This is a genomic window from Collimonas sp. OK412 (assembly GCF_900112135.1).
Classification (GTDB): domain Bacteria; phylum Pseudomonadota; class Gammaproteobacteria; order Burkholderiales; family Burkholderiaceae_D; genus Collimonas; species Collimonas rhizosphaerae.
This window is the reverse complement of sequence record NZ_FOLC01000005.1, coordinates 255532-270316: the sequence shown is the minus strand read 5'-3', so window position 1 is coordinate 270316 and position 14785 is coordinate 255532. Positions and strand designations below refer to the sequence as shown.

General features: G+C 60.8%; 15 protein-coding genes and 1 pseudogene. 7 read left to right on the top strand and 9 right to left on the bottom strand.

The genetic code is table 11. From position 1 onward, the window contains the following. A pseudogene (locus BM062_RS25775) lies at positions 1-236 on the bottom strand (IS110 family transposase); the annotation flags it as partial. Positions 237-438: 202 nt separating this feature from the next. Between BM062_RS25775 and BM062_RS08230 the strand changes: the two are divergent. From BM062_RS08230 to BM062_RS08215, 4 genes are read left to right on the top strand one after another with little or no spacing between them, the layout of a single operon-like run. Beyond that, complete coding sequence (locus BM062_RS08230) at positions 439-1380, top strand: 2-hydroxyacid dehydrogenase (protein WP_254784997.1); 942 nt, start codon at positions 439-441, stop codon at positions 1378-1380. Between the two features lie 11 nt (positions 1381-1391). Next, positions 1392-2300 (top strand): hydroxymethylglutaryl-CoA lyase, encoded by a 909-nt coding sequence (locus BM062_RS08225; protein ID WP_092395655.1) that lies wholly within the window; start codon positions 1392-1394, stop codon positions 2298-2300. A 38-nt stretch (positions 2301-2338) separates the two neighbouring features. Beyond that, a complete protein-coding gene (locus tag BM062_RS08220) occupies positions 2339-3136 on the top strand; it encodes a basic amino acid ABC transporter substrate-binding protein (protein ID WP_092395653.1) in 798 nt (265 codons plus the stop codon). Between the two features lie 52 nt (positions 3137-3188). Then, positions 3189-3671 (top strand): YbaK/EbsC family protein, encoded by a 483-nt coding sequence (locus BM062_RS08215; protein WP_092395651.1) that lies wholly within the window; start codon positions 3189-3191, stop codon positions 3669-3671. 20 nt (positions 3672-3691) lie between these two features. On the opposite strand, the gene creD is transcribed toward BM062_RS08215, so the two are convergent. From creD to creB, 3 genes are all read right to left on the bottom strand, one after another. Then, positions 3692-5023, bottom strand: coding sequence for a cell envelope integrity protein CreD (creD, locus tag BM062_RS08210; protein WP_254784995.1), 1332 nt, complete (start codon positions 5021-5023; stop codon positions 3692-3694). A gap of 129 nt (positions 5024-5152) precedes the next feature. Further along, complete coding sequence (gene creC / locus BM062_RS08205) at positions 5153-6592, bottom strand: two-component system sensor histidine kinase CreC (protein WP_092395647.1); 1440 nt, start codon at positions 6590-6592, stop codon at positions 5153-5155. After that, positions 6589-7305, bottom strand: coding sequence for a two-component system response regulator CreB (gene creB / locus BM062_RS08200; protein ID WP_254784994.1), 717 nt, complete (start codon positions 7303-7305; stop codon positions 6589-6591). The genes creC and creB overlap by 4 nt, the downstream gene beginning before the upstream one ends. An 82-nt stretch (positions 7306-7387) precedes the next feature. Between creB and BM062_RS08195 the strand changes: the two genes are divergently transcribed. The 3 genes from BM062_RS08195 to BM062_RS08185 all read left to right on the top strand — a co-directional run bounded on the left by BM062_RS08195 (position 7388) and on the right by BM062_RS08185 (position 9619). Further along, entirely contained in the window at positions 7388-7612 is a 225-nt protein-coding gene (locus tag BM062_RS08195; RefSeq protein ID WP_371326563.1) for a DUF1289 domain-containing protein, read from the top strand. Next, a complete protein-coding gene (locus tag BM062_RS08190; protein WP_092395641.1) occupies positions 7609-8526 on the top strand; it encodes an MBL fold metallo-hydrolase in 918 nt (305 codons plus the stop codon). The genes BM062_RS08195 and BM062_RS08190 overlap by 4 nt, the downstream gene beginning before the upstream one ends. Positions 8527-8659: 133 nt before the next feature. After that, positions 8660-9619, top strand: coding sequence for an NAD(P)H-dependent flavin oxidoreductase (locus BM062_RS08185; RefSeq protein WP_092395639.1), 960 nt, complete (start codon positions 8660-8662; stop codon positions 9617-9619). On the opposite strand, the gene BM062_RS08180 is transcribed toward BM062_RS08185, so the two are convergent. The 5 genes from BM062_RS08180 to BM062_RS08160 form a co-directional block, all read right to left on the bottom strand. Beyond that, complete coding sequence (locus BM062_RS08180) at positions 9620-9997, bottom strand: DUF1850 domain-containing protein (protein WP_217647569.1); 378 nt, start codon at positions 9995-9997, stop codon at positions 9620-9622. A 3-nt stretch (positions 9998-10000) separates the two neighbouring features. Beyond that, positions 10001-12037, bottom strand: coding sequence for a TRAP transporter permease (locus BM062_RS08175; RefSeq protein WP_092395635.1), 2037 nt, complete (start codon positions 12035-12037; stop codon positions 10001-10003). Between the two features lie 117 nt (positions 12038-12154). Beyond that, positions 12155-13105 (bottom strand): TAXI family TRAP transporter solute-binding subunit, encoded by a 951-nt coding sequence (locus BM062_RS08170; RefSeq protein ID WP_092395633.1) that lies wholly within the window; start codon positions 13103-13105, stop codon positions 12155-12157. Between the two features lie 176 nt (positions 13106-13281). Then, positions 13282-14010: an alpha/beta fold hydrolase gene (locus BM062_RS08165; protein WP_371326562.1), complete on the bottom strand. Its 729-nt coding sequence runs from the start codon at positions 14008-14010 to the stop codon at positions 13282-13284. Beyond that, on the bottom strand, positions 14010-14750 hold the full coding sequence (locus BM062_RS08160) for an META and DUF4377 domain-containing protein (RefSeq protein WP_175500928.1): 741 nt from the start codon (positions 14748-14750) through the stop codon (positions 14010-14012). The genes BM062_RS08165 and BM062_RS08160 overlap by 1 nt, the downstream gene beginning before the upstream one ends. Between the last annotated feature and the right edge of the window lie 35 nt (positions 14751-14785).

Below are 14785 nucleotides of genomic sequence, written 5' to 3'. Positions count from 1 at the left end.
GTGGTATTGGCCAGGTGCAGAGAATAACCAGCCTCGATGAGACTGTCGACAAGCCAGTACCAGTTATAGGTCGATTCCACAACAACGCCAGAGAGCTCTGACCGATACGGTTCCAAGGCCGCACAAATCTCGTCCAGATTATTCGGTAATCGCCTGGAATACACGACTTTGTCCGTGTCATCGGAAATGACAATAAAATTGTTGTTCGAATGGAGGTCTATGCCGCAAAATAACATGCCGTTCTCCTTGATAAAGTTGGGTTCGCACCGTTACTTTATCGCTTGGCGTTTGCCAAGGGGAGGACGGCTAGATGATTATCAGAGTTTTTTTACGACAGTTTCATCGTCGTAAATTACTCTGACCCTAATTAACGGCCCACGGAGTACAAACCGTCGCATTCGTTTTGCACAAGCATCAAGATAGTTTGAGGACCAAATAGTGAAACTCCTGTTCTACGTCCCCCCCGGCAGCGGCCTGGAAAGCTGGATGGCCGATTTCAGCACCGCCCTGCCGCAAGCCGAAATCCGTTTCTGGCAGGAAGGCGACAACGCCCCGGCCGACTACGCCCTGGTCTGGCGCCCGCCGGCAGCCATGCTGCGCGGCCGCAGCGACCTGAAAGCCATCTTCAACCTCGGCGCCGGCGTCGACGCCATCCTGCAGCTAGGCGACGCCATCCCGGCCAGCGTGCCGCTGATCCGCATCGACGACGGCGGCATGGCGATCCAGATGGCCGAATACGTGACGCATGCAGTCCTGGGCTATTTCCGCCGCTTCGATAAATACCGGGAACAAGCCGCACGCGGTGAATGGAAGCAGCTGCCGGCTCCCGACAAGCGCGATTTCAGCGTCGGCATCCTCGGCCTGGGTGTGCTCGGCTCGCGCATTGCAGAATCGCTGGCGCATTTCGGCTTTCCCCTGAACGGCTGGAGCCGCAGTCCAAAAGACTTGCCTGGAATCTCTTGCTACGCCGGCGATGACGGCCTCGATGCTTTCCTGCGTGCATCGCGGGTGCTGGTATGTATCTTGCCTCTGACAGATTCGACGCGCGGCATCGTCAATCGCCAGAACCTGCAGAAACTGCAAACGGGCAAGGACGGCGCTTACCTGGTCAACGTTGCCCGCGGCGGCCACGTGGTCGAAGCCGACCTGCTGGCGGCGGTGCGGGAAGGGCAGGTCGCGGGAGCAACGCTGGATGTGTTCGAACATGAGCCGCTGGCGTCCGACCATCCGTTCTGGCAAGAACCGCGCATCAGCATCACGCCGCATATCTCGGCATTGTCGCTGCACCAGGACACCATCCTGCAGGTCCGAGACAAGATCCATGCACTGGAACAGGGCAACAGCGTGAACGGCGTAGTTGACCGCAGCAAAGGTTATTGAGAGGTGATGACATGACATTCCCCAGCAAGGTAAAGATCGTTGAAGTCGGCCCGCGCGACGGCTTGCAGAACGAAAAGGAAACCATCCCGGCCGACGTCAAGATCGCACTGGTCGACCAGCTCACCAAAGCCGGTTTCGTCAACATCGAAGCCGCGTCCTTCGTCTCGCCGAAATGGGTGCCGCAAATGGCGACATCGAGCGAAGTGATGGCCGCCATCCAGCGCAAGCCGGGCGTCATCTATTCGGCCCTGGTGCCGAACATGAAGGGCCTGGAAGCCGCACTGGCGGCCGGCGCCGACGAGATGGTGATCTTCGGCGCGGCTTCGGAAGCGTTCTCGCAAAAGAACATCAATTGCTCCATCGCCGAATCGATTGAGCGCTTCCGCGAAGTGGCGCAAGTCGCCAAGCAGGAAGGCAAGCGCCTGCGCGGCAGCATCAGCTGCGCTTTCGGCTGTCCGTACCAGGGCGAAGTCGGCATCGATTCGGTGGTCGACGTGCTGCATCGCTTGCGCGACCTCGGATGCGACGAGATAGATATTGCCGACACCATCGGCGTCGCTACCCCGAACAAGGTCCATGCGGTGATGCAAAGGCTGGTGCAGGAATTTCCGATCGAACGCCTGTCCGGCCATTTCCACGATACCTACGGCCAGGCGCTGGCGAATATCTACGCCAGCCTGGAAGTCGGTATTTCGATCTACCACTCGTCCGTCGCCGGCCTGGGCGGCTGCCCGTATGCCAAGGGTGCGACCGGCAACGTGTCGTCGGAAGACGTGCTGTACCTGATGCAGGGGCTCGGCATCGAGACCGGCATCGATCTCGATGCGGTAGTCGACGCCGGCCAGTTCATTTCGGCGCACCTGGGCCGCAAGGCTGTCAGCCGCGCCGGCAACGCCATCGCCGCCAAGCGCATCGCTTAAAAAATATCGTCGACTCATCAACAGGAAATGGAAATTTTATGAAACGCACCGTAATCAAGACAGCCTCCCTCATGCTCGCCGTACTGGCCCTGAGCGGACTAAGCGCATGCGGCAAGCATGAAGACAAGCCGGCGGCCGGCGCGGCGGTGAAGGAATATGTGGTCGGCACCGGCGCTACTTACGCGCCTTTCGAATATGAAAACGAGAACAAGGAGCTGGTTGGCTTCGATATCGACGTCATGAAGGCGCTGGCGGCGAAAGAAGGCATGAAGGTCAAGTTCATCAATACGCCGTTCGACGGCATTTTCACCGCGCTGGCGCAGGGCGACCGCGACATCATCATGTCCGGCCTGACGATTACCGAGAAGCGCAAGCTGACGGTCGATTTTTCAGATCCGTATTTTGAAGCGGGCCAGGTCATCGTCGTGCCGCTCGATTCGAAAATCCAGAAGATCACCGATCTCAAGCCGCTGACGGTCGGCGTCCTGCAAGGTTCGACCGGCGACGAAATGATGCAGAAGCTGTCGGGCGACAACAATGCCAATATCAAGCGTTTTGAGTCCAGCCCGCTGGCCTTGAAAGAACTTGAAACCGGCGGTGTCAGCGCCGTCATTGCCGACAAGGGCGCCGTAGTGCATTACCTGGCCAACAACCAGGTAAAGGGCATCCGCATGGTGATGGACGAGAATTTCCCGAAAGAGTTTTTCGGCATCGCGGTGAAAAAGGGCGATGCGGCATTGCTGGCGAAAATCAACCAGGGCCTGGCCGCGATCAAGGCTGACGGCACCTACGACAAGCTGCACGCGCAATATTTCGACACGGCCAAATCCAAATAAACCGGCTGCGGTGGCTTGTCAGCCTGAAAATTTTCAATGAAATGAAAAGCGAATGACTACACTTCCCGACAGCGCGCAACGCGTCGCCGACCTGCTGGCGGCAATCGGACATGACAAGCAAGTCGTGATGCTGCCGGAAACCGGCAAGACTTCAGCCGAGGCCGCCGCGGGATTGGGCTGCAGCGTCGCCGAGATCGCCAAGTCGATCGTGTTCCGGCGCTTGACCGACGACGCTGCCGTGATGGTGGTGGCCAGCGGCAGCAACCGCGTCGATGAAGCCAAGGTGGCGGCGCTGGTCGGCCCGCTGGGAAAGGCCGATGCGCGTTTCGTCAAGGAGCGTATCGGCTACGCCATCGGCGGCGTCTGTCCTATCGGCCATGTCGGCAAGACGGTGATGCTGATCGATCAGGACTTGCTGGAGTTGAACAGCGTCTGGGCGGCGGCAGGGCATCCGCACGCGGTGTTCAACCTGACGCCGCAGCAGCTGGTGACGATGACAGCGGCGCCGGTGGCGGATGTGGCGTTGCGGGCCTGATCGGACAGGCCCGGGCGTACTTAGTTGCTTTGTGCGATTTTCAGCGCGGATGTCTGATACCAGTCGATCTTGCGCGTCACGATCATGATGATCGCCAGGATTGCGAACAGCATCAGGCTGCCCAGCAACAGCGCATTGTCTTCCGAGATCAGCAGGCCATACAGCGTGCCGTACAGCAGCGTCAGCATGGCGCCGAAACCGAGGCCGCGGCGGAAACTGCGCAGGACCTGGGCCAGATAAAATCCTAGCAGGCCGATACAGGCGGCGCTGGCGACCAGGTAGGCGATCCAAAAGGCAATGTGCTCGGACAGGCTGACCAGCAGCAGGAAGAATATCGCCAGTCCCAAGCCGACCAGCAGGTACTGGATCGGATGGATCGGCAGTTGCTTTATCGTTTCAAAAATGAAGAAACCGACAAAGGTCAGCAGCACGAACAGCAGGCCGTATTTGGTCGCCCGATCCGCCTGGGAATAGATATTCACCGGTTCGGCCAGCTGGATCTGCAGGCTTTCTATCGCGGTTTTGCCGTCGCGGCCGGTACGCAGCTCACGTTGTGCGTTGGAGGCTAGCGATGAGACTTCCCAGATGGCGTGAAATCCCTTTTCAGAGATATTGCGGACACGTGGCAAAAAGCTGCCGCCGAATTGCGGATGCGGCCAGCTGGATGTCAGTTCGATGCGGTTGTTATCGCCAACTGGTGTGACCGCCAGGCTTTCGGTGCCGGCCAGGGTCAGGTCGAGTGAAAAATCCAGGCCGTCGCTACCGGCAAGGCTGGTTGGCGACAAAGCCGCATGCATGCCCTTGCCGAAGCTGCCGGCGCCCTGTTCCAGCGCCAGCTGCTGCGTTCCCATTTTTATTGACGGCGAACCGATCAGCCCGCGCACATCGCTGATGCCGATTGCCAGGTAGGGTGGCAGCAAGGTTATCTTGTCGGAAGCCAGCTGTTCGGCCGACGGCAGCTGATAATCGATGCGGCCGCCGAAATGGCCTTGCAATTCGTACACCAGCACCTTGTGCAAACCGCGATAGCGTTCGGTCGGCAGCAGCTTGCCTTGCATCTGCAGATCTTTCGGGAAAAACAGGTATTCCCGGTCCTCGATACGGCTGCTATAGGTTTTTTTCCCATTGCCATCCTGGCCGGTCAATTCATCAATCTTGATTTTGTATGGCACCACCAGGACCGGTCCGGTGACGGTCTGGTTGCCGGCATAGCTGGCGGCAATTGACGCCACCGCTTCCTGGCGATAGCGCAGCCGGTCCTGCACGGTATCGTGGATCAGGCCGAGCGGGATCAGGATCAGCAAGGTCAGGAAAGCAATGGCCAGCAGTTTGAATATCAGGGGTCGGTTCATGGTCTCTCTCGGTCTGGGCAAAGTGACAGGGCGTCACGGTAAATCCGAGTGTAAGCAGAGCGTGTGAATCGATGACGGCGGCTGTGCGGCGTCAATCGGAGGGTATTGTGAAGCGAGCGTGAAGTTGGTCTAGGCCGCCTGGAACGGCAACGTCAGCCGCGCCTCGGCGCCGCCCGTGCTGCGGTTGCGCAAGGTGATCTGGCCGTGATGCAGCTGCGCCACCTGCTGCACGAAGCAGAGCCCGAGGCCGGTGCTTTTTTCATTGCTGGCGGGGCGTGGCAAAGAATAAAAACGTTCGAATACACGCTCCAGCGCATAGTCCGGGATGCCGGGACCGCTGTCCATTACGGCCAGCGTGACCACGCCGGCAACGCCGGTGTCGGCTTGTACGGTGATGACGCTGCCTGGCGGTGAAAAATCGATGGCGTTCTCAAGCAGATTGAGCAGGGCCTGGCGCAGCAGGAATAGCTCGCCGCGGATTTGCGGAAGTCCGGCCGTATTGGCGACCTGCACCGTCACTTTAGCCTGCTGCAAGCGCGGCTCCAGCAGCGCAATGACATCTGCCAGCAATTGCCCGAGATTGACGGCGACGATGTTTTCCAGCGCCTGCCGGTGTTCGATCGCTGCCAATGCCAGCATCTTTTCGATCAGCTCCGACAGCCGTTGCGATTGGCCGCGGATATTATGGGCAAAGCGCCGCTGCTCCGCTGCGGGCAGGTCTTCATCCAGCAGCTCCGCCGCGCCGCGGATCGCCGCCAGCGGGCTTTTCATCTCATGCGTCAGGCTGTGGATGTAGTGTTCGACGTATTGCTTGCCCTCCAGCCTTTGCCGCATTGACTCCAGCGCCCGTCCCAGTTCGACGATTTCGCTGGCGCCCCTGGCCGGCGGCTGCGCCCGTTCGCCGGCGGTGACGGCGCGGGCGTAGCGCTGCAAGGCGCCCAGCGAGCGGCTGATCCACAAGGTGACCGCCAATCCCACCGCCAGCGACAGCACCAGCAGCAGGGCGCCCCAGCGCAGGATGGTCCGTTCGCTTTGCGAGATCGCCGGCTGCAGGGTGTTGTTCGGCTTGGCGACGGTGAGCACGCCTATCATCTTGCCCTGGTCGATGATGGGCGCGGCCACGTGCATGACGGTGCTGCTGTCGTCGTTGTCGACATCGCGCGTCGAGCGCACGCCGTAATTGCCGCGCAGGGTCAGGTAGACGTCATTGCGGCGCGAGTAGTCCTGGCCGATGGCGCGTCCGGTCGAATCGAACTGCACGATCCCTTTCAGGTCGGTAACGTAGATGCGGTAATCCAGCGTGGTCTTGCGGAAGCTCCAGATCTTGGCGTTGATGTCGCGATGGGCGTATTCGCGCACCCGGCTGGCGAAGTTGCCGTCGGCGATGCGGTTCTGTTTCATGTCGTCGGCGGCCAGCTCGGCCAGGATGTTGGCAGTGTCGACCAGCGTGTCCTCCATCGCCTGCCGCACCGCCGGCTTGACCTCGGCCAGGAACACGCGCTGGATGAACACGCCGGCCAGCCCGACGATCAGGAAATAGCCAAGCAGGATGCGGATGCCGAGTTTCACGTGCTGGCCTGCTTGCCGTTCGGCGCCAGCTCTATCGAATAACCGAGGCCGCGATGGGTGTGGATAGGATCCGCGGCCGGCGCCACGGCTTTCAGTTTGATGCGCAAGGTCTTGACGTGGGTGTCGACGGTGCGGTCGGTGCTGTCGGGGGCATCGCGCCAGATCGAGTCCATCAGCTGCTGGCGGGTAAAGATGCCGCCCGGCCGGCTCAGCAGCATGTTCAGCAGCAGGTATTCGTAGCGCGTCAGCTGCAAGGCGTGGCCGCCGTAGCGGATGCGCATGCCGGCCTGGTCAAGCTCGAATTCTCCCAGCAAGGCTGGCGGCGATGCATTTGCTTCCGCAGCCGGCGCGGGGTTCAGGCGGCGCAGCACGACCCGGATGCGGGCCGCCAGTTCGCGCGGCGAGAATGGCTTGACCATGTAATCGTCGGCGCCGATTTCGAGGCCGATCAAACGGTCGATTTCACTGCCGCGCGCGGTCAGGAAAATCACCGGCAGCGAAGAAAACTTGCGCAGCTCGCGGCAGACGTCGAAGCCGCTCATGTCGGGCAGGCCGACGTCCAGCACCGCCAGGTCAAAGCGGCCGCTGCGCGCCTGTTGCAGGGCGGCGCTGCCGAGCAGGCAGTGCTGCACCTGGAAGCCTTCGCTGCTGAGGGCATAGATCACCGTGTCGGCAATCGCGCTTTCGTCTTCAGCCAGTAGAATATTGAGCATGCAGGTGGTCGCCATGGAGAGCTGTGGTGTCGCGTATTATAGGAATAAGCAACGGACAACCATCAGGATATTTCGAGACAGCGTGGAAAACAAGCAAATCAAGCCGGCCGGCGGCGCACTCAGCCAGGATCACGGCCCGGATTACAGCGCATCGCCCTGCATCAACGTGTGCGTGATGAACGCGGCCAGCGGCCTGTGCGACGGCTGCCTGCGCACCTTGGATGAAATTGCCGCCTGGAGCTGCGCCAGCGATGAACAGAAACGCCGCATCTGGCTGCAGATCAGGCAGCGGCGGGCGGCGGCATGACGGCGCTGCAATTGCCGCCGACCATGCGCGTGCTGGAGCGCGGCTGGCTGTCCTCCAATAACATCCTGTTCCTGGGACGCGAACAGACGGCACTGGTCGACAGCGGTTACCTGAGCCATGCGGCGCAAACCGTGGCGCTGGTGGCGCACGGCTTGCAGGGGCGGCCGCTGGACCGTTTGCTGAACACCCATCTGCATTCCGACCATTGCGGCGGCAATGCCGCCTTGCAACTGGCTTACCGCTGCCACACCGCGATCCCGGCCGGGCAAGCCGAACAGGTGCGCAGCTGGGACCAGGACGCGCTGAGCTACAGCGGCACCGGCCAGCAGTGCGCGCGTTTCAGTTTCGACGCCACCCTGCAGGCGGGCGACCTGCTGACGCTGGGCGATCTGCAATGGCAGGTGCTGGCGGCAGCCGGGCATGATCCGCATTCGCTGATTTTTTATTGCCAGGAGCATGGCATCCTGATTTCCGCCGACGCCTTGTGGGAAAACGGTTTCGGCGTGATCTTTCCGGAACTGGACGGTGAATCGGGTTTTGCTGAAGAGCGGGCGACGCTGGAGTTGATCGCCACCCTGGACGTGAAGCTGGTGATTCCCGGCCATGGCAGTCCGTTCAGCGGCGTTGCCGCCGCGCTGGATACGGCGTTTTCGCGCCTGGACTACCTGGCCGCGGATCCGCAGCGCAATGCGCAGAACGCCATCAAGGTCTTGCTGAAATTCCTGCTGCTGGAGCGGCAGCAGATCAAATTGGCCGAGGTGCAGCCGATGCTGACTGCCTTGCCGCTGGTGGCGGCCGCCAACCGGCGTTACCTGCAACTCAATGAAGCCGACCTGGGCGCATGGACGGTGGCGCAGCTGGTGCGCGCCGGCGCGGCTGAAATACGCGACGGTTTTTTGTGCAATCGACATTGAACCGCCTTGCAGCGGTAACCGGGAGGGCAGGCCGGGCCTGGGTTTTAGAGGACAAAATCTAGCACGATCGTACTTTTTGTCCGCGTTTTCTCCCTATAATAAAAACTCTTGATATCTACTACCAGAGGTCGTCATGGCATTGCCAGCAGCGTTGCAAAACCTGAGCTTACCCGTCATCGGCTCGCCGATGTTCATCGCCAGCGGCCCAGCCCTGGTGGCCGCCCAATGCAAGGCGGGCATCGTCGGCTCGTTCCCGGCGCTGAACGCCCGGCCGGCGGAACTGCTGGACACCTGGCTGACCGACCTGCAGGCCGAACTGGCGGCCTACCAGGCTGAACATCCGAATGCAAAAGTGGGGCCGATCGCGGTCAACCAGATCGTCCATCAATCGAACGACCGCCTGGCGCACGACGTCGCCGTCTGCGTCAAGCACCGGGTGCCGATCATCATCTCCAGCCTGCGCGCACCGCCGCCGGAAATGATGGATGCGATCCACGGCTACGGCGGCATCGTGCTGCATGACGTGATTTCGATCCGCCATGCGCAAAAGGCGCTGGAAGCCGGCGTCGACGGCCTGATCCTGGTGGCGGCCGGGGCCGGCGGCCATGCCGGGCCTTTGTCGCCGTTTGCGCTGGTGGGCGAGGTGCGTAAATTCTTCAAAGGACCGATCGCTCTGTCGGGCGCCATCGCCACCGGCGATGCGATCCTGGCAGCGCAGGCGATGGGCGCCGATTTCGCCTACATCGGCTCGCGCTGGCTGGCGACCAAGGAAGCCCATGTCGACGACGCCTATCGCCAGGCGATCGTGGAATCGACAGCAGCCGACGTGGTGTACACCAACTTGTTCACCGGCGTCCATGGCAACTACCTGAAAAAGTCGATCGTCAACGCCGGGCTCGATCCGGACAACCTGCCGGAAGCGGATAAATCGAAGATGAATTTCGGCTCGGGCGGCACCGGCGCCAAAGCCTGGCGCGATATCTGGGGCGCCGGCCAGGGCGTGGGCCTGATGGACGACGTGCCTAGCGTGGCGCAGATGGTGGATCGTTTGCAGACTGAATATCAAGCTGCGCGCCAGCGCTTGGCGCTGTAATCAGTTCGCCTGCATGTTTTTATCGCAGGCCCATAATCTCGTAACTGCCGCCGCCGGCGGCACGATCTCAGCCAATGGCTGGCAGCGATCCCGGGTGCAGAATTGATAGTCAGGCGTGAATTCCGAACGCGTCAGCAGCAATTCCGGCATGGCTTGCCGGGGTTGCCAACGCCAGAACCCGTCTTTCAACACGCTCGCAAGCGGCGGCTCAATGCCCGCGCCGCTGCCTTGCACGCGAGCTTCTTCCAGCACCAGTGCGCCGGCTTCCACGCGATAACTCTCTTCCCAGCGGATTTTTTCCACCGAGTGCTGCCAAGCCAGCGTAAAGCTGGCAATGGCGAGCACGGCTTTAGCGCCGCCGCTGGCCAGGCAGAGCATGATTCATGGCCGGCTTTGCGCGGACATAGGGACAGCGCTGACGGGCGCAGCATTGCGCCAACGCCACCAATGCTGCACCAATAAAACCAGGGCGAAGGCAAAACCCGATTCATCGCTAAACGGCAGCTTCACCACCAGCGCGCAGGCGGCGGCAATCATTGCGATGCGTTCCCACCAGGCCAGGCGTCCGCGCCAAAAACCAATCGTTCCCATGCCCCATAAAGCCACTGCCAGCAAGGCTTTGACGCTGATGTAAGCAATCGCGCCCCAGGTCGGGTCGCCTTGCAGCATCAACGCCGGGTCGTATACCGCCATGAAAGGCACGAGGAACCCGGCAATCGCAATTTGCAATGCCTTCATGCCGATCGCCATGCCGGAAGCGCGTGCAATGGGCGATGCGGCAAAAGCGGCGAGCGCGACCGGCGGCGTCAGGTCGGCCATGATGCCGAAGTAAAAGACAAACATGTGGGACACGATTAAAGGCACGCCCAAATCCAGCAATGCAGGTGCGGCAATGGAGCTGGTGATGATGTAGTTGGGAATGGTGGGGATCCCCATGCCCAGCACCAGGCATGTCAGCATCGTCAGCAGCAGCGACAGCATCAAGCTATGCTCGCCGAGGTCGATGATGTGGCCGGCAACCGTGGTGGCAACGCCGGTCAGGGAAATGACGCCAATGATCACGCCGACCAGGGCGCAAGCGATGCCGACAGGCAGAGCGTGCAAAGCGCCGTGATACAAGGCATCCACCGCGGTGTTGAGGACGCCGCGGTCGCGGCCCAGGAAAATCAGCACGACCAGCACGGTCACCACGGCAAAAATCGCCGTAATGCCGTATTGGTTGAACGTCGCGCAAGCCACGCCCAGAGCGAGCCAGAACATCACGCGCCACAGCGTTGCACTGATCCGCGCAGCCAGCCCGCTGCCGAGGATCAGCACCACCGTCAAAGCCAGGCCCACCATGCCGGAAAACAGCGGCGTGAAGCCTGAGAACAATAGCGCGACCAAGACCGCAAGCGGCAACAATAAATACCAGCGTGCGCGCAGCGCGGCCAGGGGATTGGGGCAATCTTCTTTTGCCAGGCCCATCAAGCCCGCGCGGCCGGCTTCCAGGTGCACCATCCAGAATACCGTGAAGAAATACAGCAAGGCAGGTATCAGGGCTGCCTTGGTGATATCCAGATAGGGAACATTGATCGTTTCCGCCATGATGAACGCCACTGCTCCCATGACTGGCGGCATGATCTGCCCGCCCATCGAACTGGTGGCCTCCACCGCGCCGGCAAACTCGCTGCGATAGCCGAAGCGTTTCATCAGCGGAATCGTGAACTGGCCGGTGCTGACCACGTTTGCAACGCCGGAGCCGTTGATGGTGCCCATCAGGCCGGAGGAAATCACCGACACTTTTCCCGGTCCGCCGCGTGAGCTGCCGACCAGGCCAAGCGCCAGGTCGTTAAACAATTTCAGCATGCCTGCCTGTTCCAGGAAGGCGCCGAACAGAATGAACAAGAAGATGTAGCCTGACGACACATAAGTCGGCGTCCCATACAAACCCTCTGTACCAAAAGCCAGCTGTGAAATCACTTGTTCCAGGCTGTAGCCGCGATGCTGGAAGCTGCCGGGCAGGTATTCGCCAAACAAGGCATAGGCTAGAAATGCCAGGCAGATGCCTGGCAATGCCCAGCCCATCATGCGGCGCGAAGCATCGAATACCAGTATCAGCGTAGCGATACCGACGATCCAGTCCCATTGATTGAGCTCGCCGGCGCGCAAAACCAGCTCGCCTTCGTATATCCAGTGGTAAAACGCCAGGCCCAGGCCGCACAGGCCAAGCGCGATGCCCAGCCAGCCGGGCCGTTCCCGTTTCACGCCGCGCAAATCGTACTGGCAGTAAATCAGCAGAAATAAAAAGCCGACGTGCAGTGCGCGCACCACGGTAGTGGAAACGGGGCTGAACGCTGCCGTGACCAGCTGAAATGCGGAAAACGCCAAAGCGCCGTAAAACAGCAGCCAGAATAGGCGTGACGGGGATTGTTCCATGCGAGACTCCTGAATTGTTTTCGCGCCGGGCGTATGGAAAAAGCAGATCGCATGCGCCCGGCAGGCTCCTGTGTTGCAGCCTTGGCTTGCGGCTTTGTCGTGCAGCCGCGAAATGTTTTATTCGATCAAGCCTTTTTCACGGAAATAGCGTTCCGCGCCAGGATGCAAAGGAATCGGCAAGCCGCTGGCTGCATTGGCCAAGGCGATCGCTTTGGCTGCGTTATGCGCATTGCCCAACTGATCGATATTGTCGTAAAGCTGCCGGGTCATTTCATACGCCGTAGCCGCCGTCACCTTGTCATGGGTTACCAGAATATTGTTGATCGCCACGGTTGGCACGGCCGCATCCTGGCCGGTGTAGGTTTTTGCCGGCAGGCTGGATGCCTGGTAGGCCGGATTGCCGATTCTGGCGACGACCTCTGCCGGCACAGGGATGAAGACCACGGGAATTGTGGTCGACAGATCGCGGAAAGCAGCCATGCCCAGGCCGGACGATTGCAGCGTGGCGTCCAGCTGGCGATTCTTCATCAGCTCGACCGATTCGGAATACGGCAGGAATTCAGTCTTTGCAAAATCTGCGTATTTCAAGCCGGCGGCGGCAAACACCGCGCGGGCATTGAGTTCGGTGCCGGATTTCGGCGCGCCGACGGAAATGCGTTTGCCTTTTAAATCGGCCAAGGTGCGGATGCCGCTGTCGGCGCGGGCAACGATGTGGATGTAGTTGGGATAAATTGCGCCAATCGCGCGGATTTTCTTCAATGGCTTGGGAAAGCCGGCATCGGCCACGCCGGTCCAGGCATCGTTGACGCTGTCGGCCAGGGCAAAGCCGATTTCACCGCGGCCGCGTTCGAGCAGATTGAGATTTTCTACCGATGCCTTGGTGGCTTGCACCTGGATTTTGGCTTCGGGCAGGGCTTTGCCATATAGCTGCGACATGGCGACGCCGAGCGGGTAATAGACACCGCTGGAACCGCCGGTCAACACATTGACGAATTGCTGCTGCGCATGGACTGCCGTGGCAGAAACGCCGAGGCTTGCGGCGAAAATGAGAGTGTGGGCCAATTTCATGACGGTCTCCTTGGTTATTAAAAAAACAAGGTTAATACCCTACCATCAAAAAGTGGTCTTTTTACCATCTCAGGACATTTATATTATCGAAAGATTATCCATTTTCTAAAATACAATATTGTGCTACGGCAGCTTATGGCTACGCACCTGATGTGACCTGTCCTGTAGCTTGGATATCAGCGATTGACTGACTGCGATAGCCAGCCGGACAGGATCAGCAACAATTCTTCGGGTTTCTCCAGCGGCGTCATATGGCCGCAATCCTCGATCACCACCATGCTGGCGGCAGGAATCCGGGCCGCCATCAGCTCCGCTTCGGCGATGCTGCTGAGCTGGTCGTTGCTGCTGGCGACAACCAGCGTCGGGCAGCGGATGTTCTCCAGTTCGGCGTAACCATCGCTGCGCAGCGCCGACAACTGCCGGATGAAGACTTCCTTGCCGTTGCGCAGGGCCATCGCCTGCAGGCGGTCCAGCAATACCCGGTCATGCGCCCGGTCCGGGTGCAGCGACGACGCCAGCGCGCGGCTGGTCAAGCCCTTGAACGGCACTTGCCTGGCCAGTTCCAGCTGCATCCGGTTGCCGGCGATTTCGCGCGGATCCTGCTGGCGCGCCGAAGTATTCAGCAAGGCCAGCGCAATCACCCGTTGCGGCGCCTGCTGCATGATGGCCTGCGCCACGTAACCGCCCATCGAAAAACCGACCAGCACGAAACGCGGCGGCGCGTTTTGCAAGACGCGCGCAGCCATGGCGCTGATCGAATCATCCTGGCCGAGATCGCCGAAATGCAGCTGGCCCAGCTGCGCCAGGCCGTCGCGCATGTCGTCCCACAGGGTCTGGTCCAGCATGAAACCGGGCAGCAGCAACAGCTGCGGCAAGCCGTGGTCGTGGTTATCAGGCAGCGCCATTATTTCTTGACCACTTCCTGTTCCACTACCATGTCGAGGGTCCACTTGACGGAGCTGGCGTCGGCCGGCGGATTGGCGACCTGCTCTTCGAGGATGCGCAGGCGGTAAGCGATGCCGGGTTCAAAATTGAAGCCCTGGATATTGCCGTACCAGAGCTGCCATGGATCTTCCTTGCGTTCGCGGACCTGCAGGCAGGTGGTGCGCATGACGCCGGCGCTGCAAGCGACCTTCTGCGATGCGACGTAAACGAATTTGATCTTGGCCGCGGCGCCCGGTTTTTCGCGCGCATGGAAACGCATGACCTGGCCATCCAGGGTTTTCATTTCCATCTGCTGGCCGGTGATCGCGTATTGGTTGACTGCCTGCAGCTTGTCGAGGAAATCGGCCTCGAACTGCATCGCCGGTTCAGGGCAAGCCATGCGGGTGGTGACTGCCTCGACGATCGTCAGCTGGCCTGGCCCGCGCACCGAGTAGGGCGCCGAGAACTGGTTGCAGCCGGCGCGGCCGCTGACGCGTCCCTTGCCGTTTTCCTGGCTGAAATTGAGGATCACCGGCTCGCCGTTGTCGCCGTGCGGCACGGTATGCCCGGTCCAGCTGGTCAGCTCCCAGCGCGACGCCGCCAGCGCTGCATCGCCGGCGGCCGTGGACTGGGTGCTGGCGCAGGCCGCCAGGGCAAGGCCGGCAGCGGCGCCAAGCGCCAGGCAGCGGACCAGGGAACGGGGAAACGAGGCAAGCGTCATGTGGACTCCATGCAGTAGGTTGGCGTACATACGCG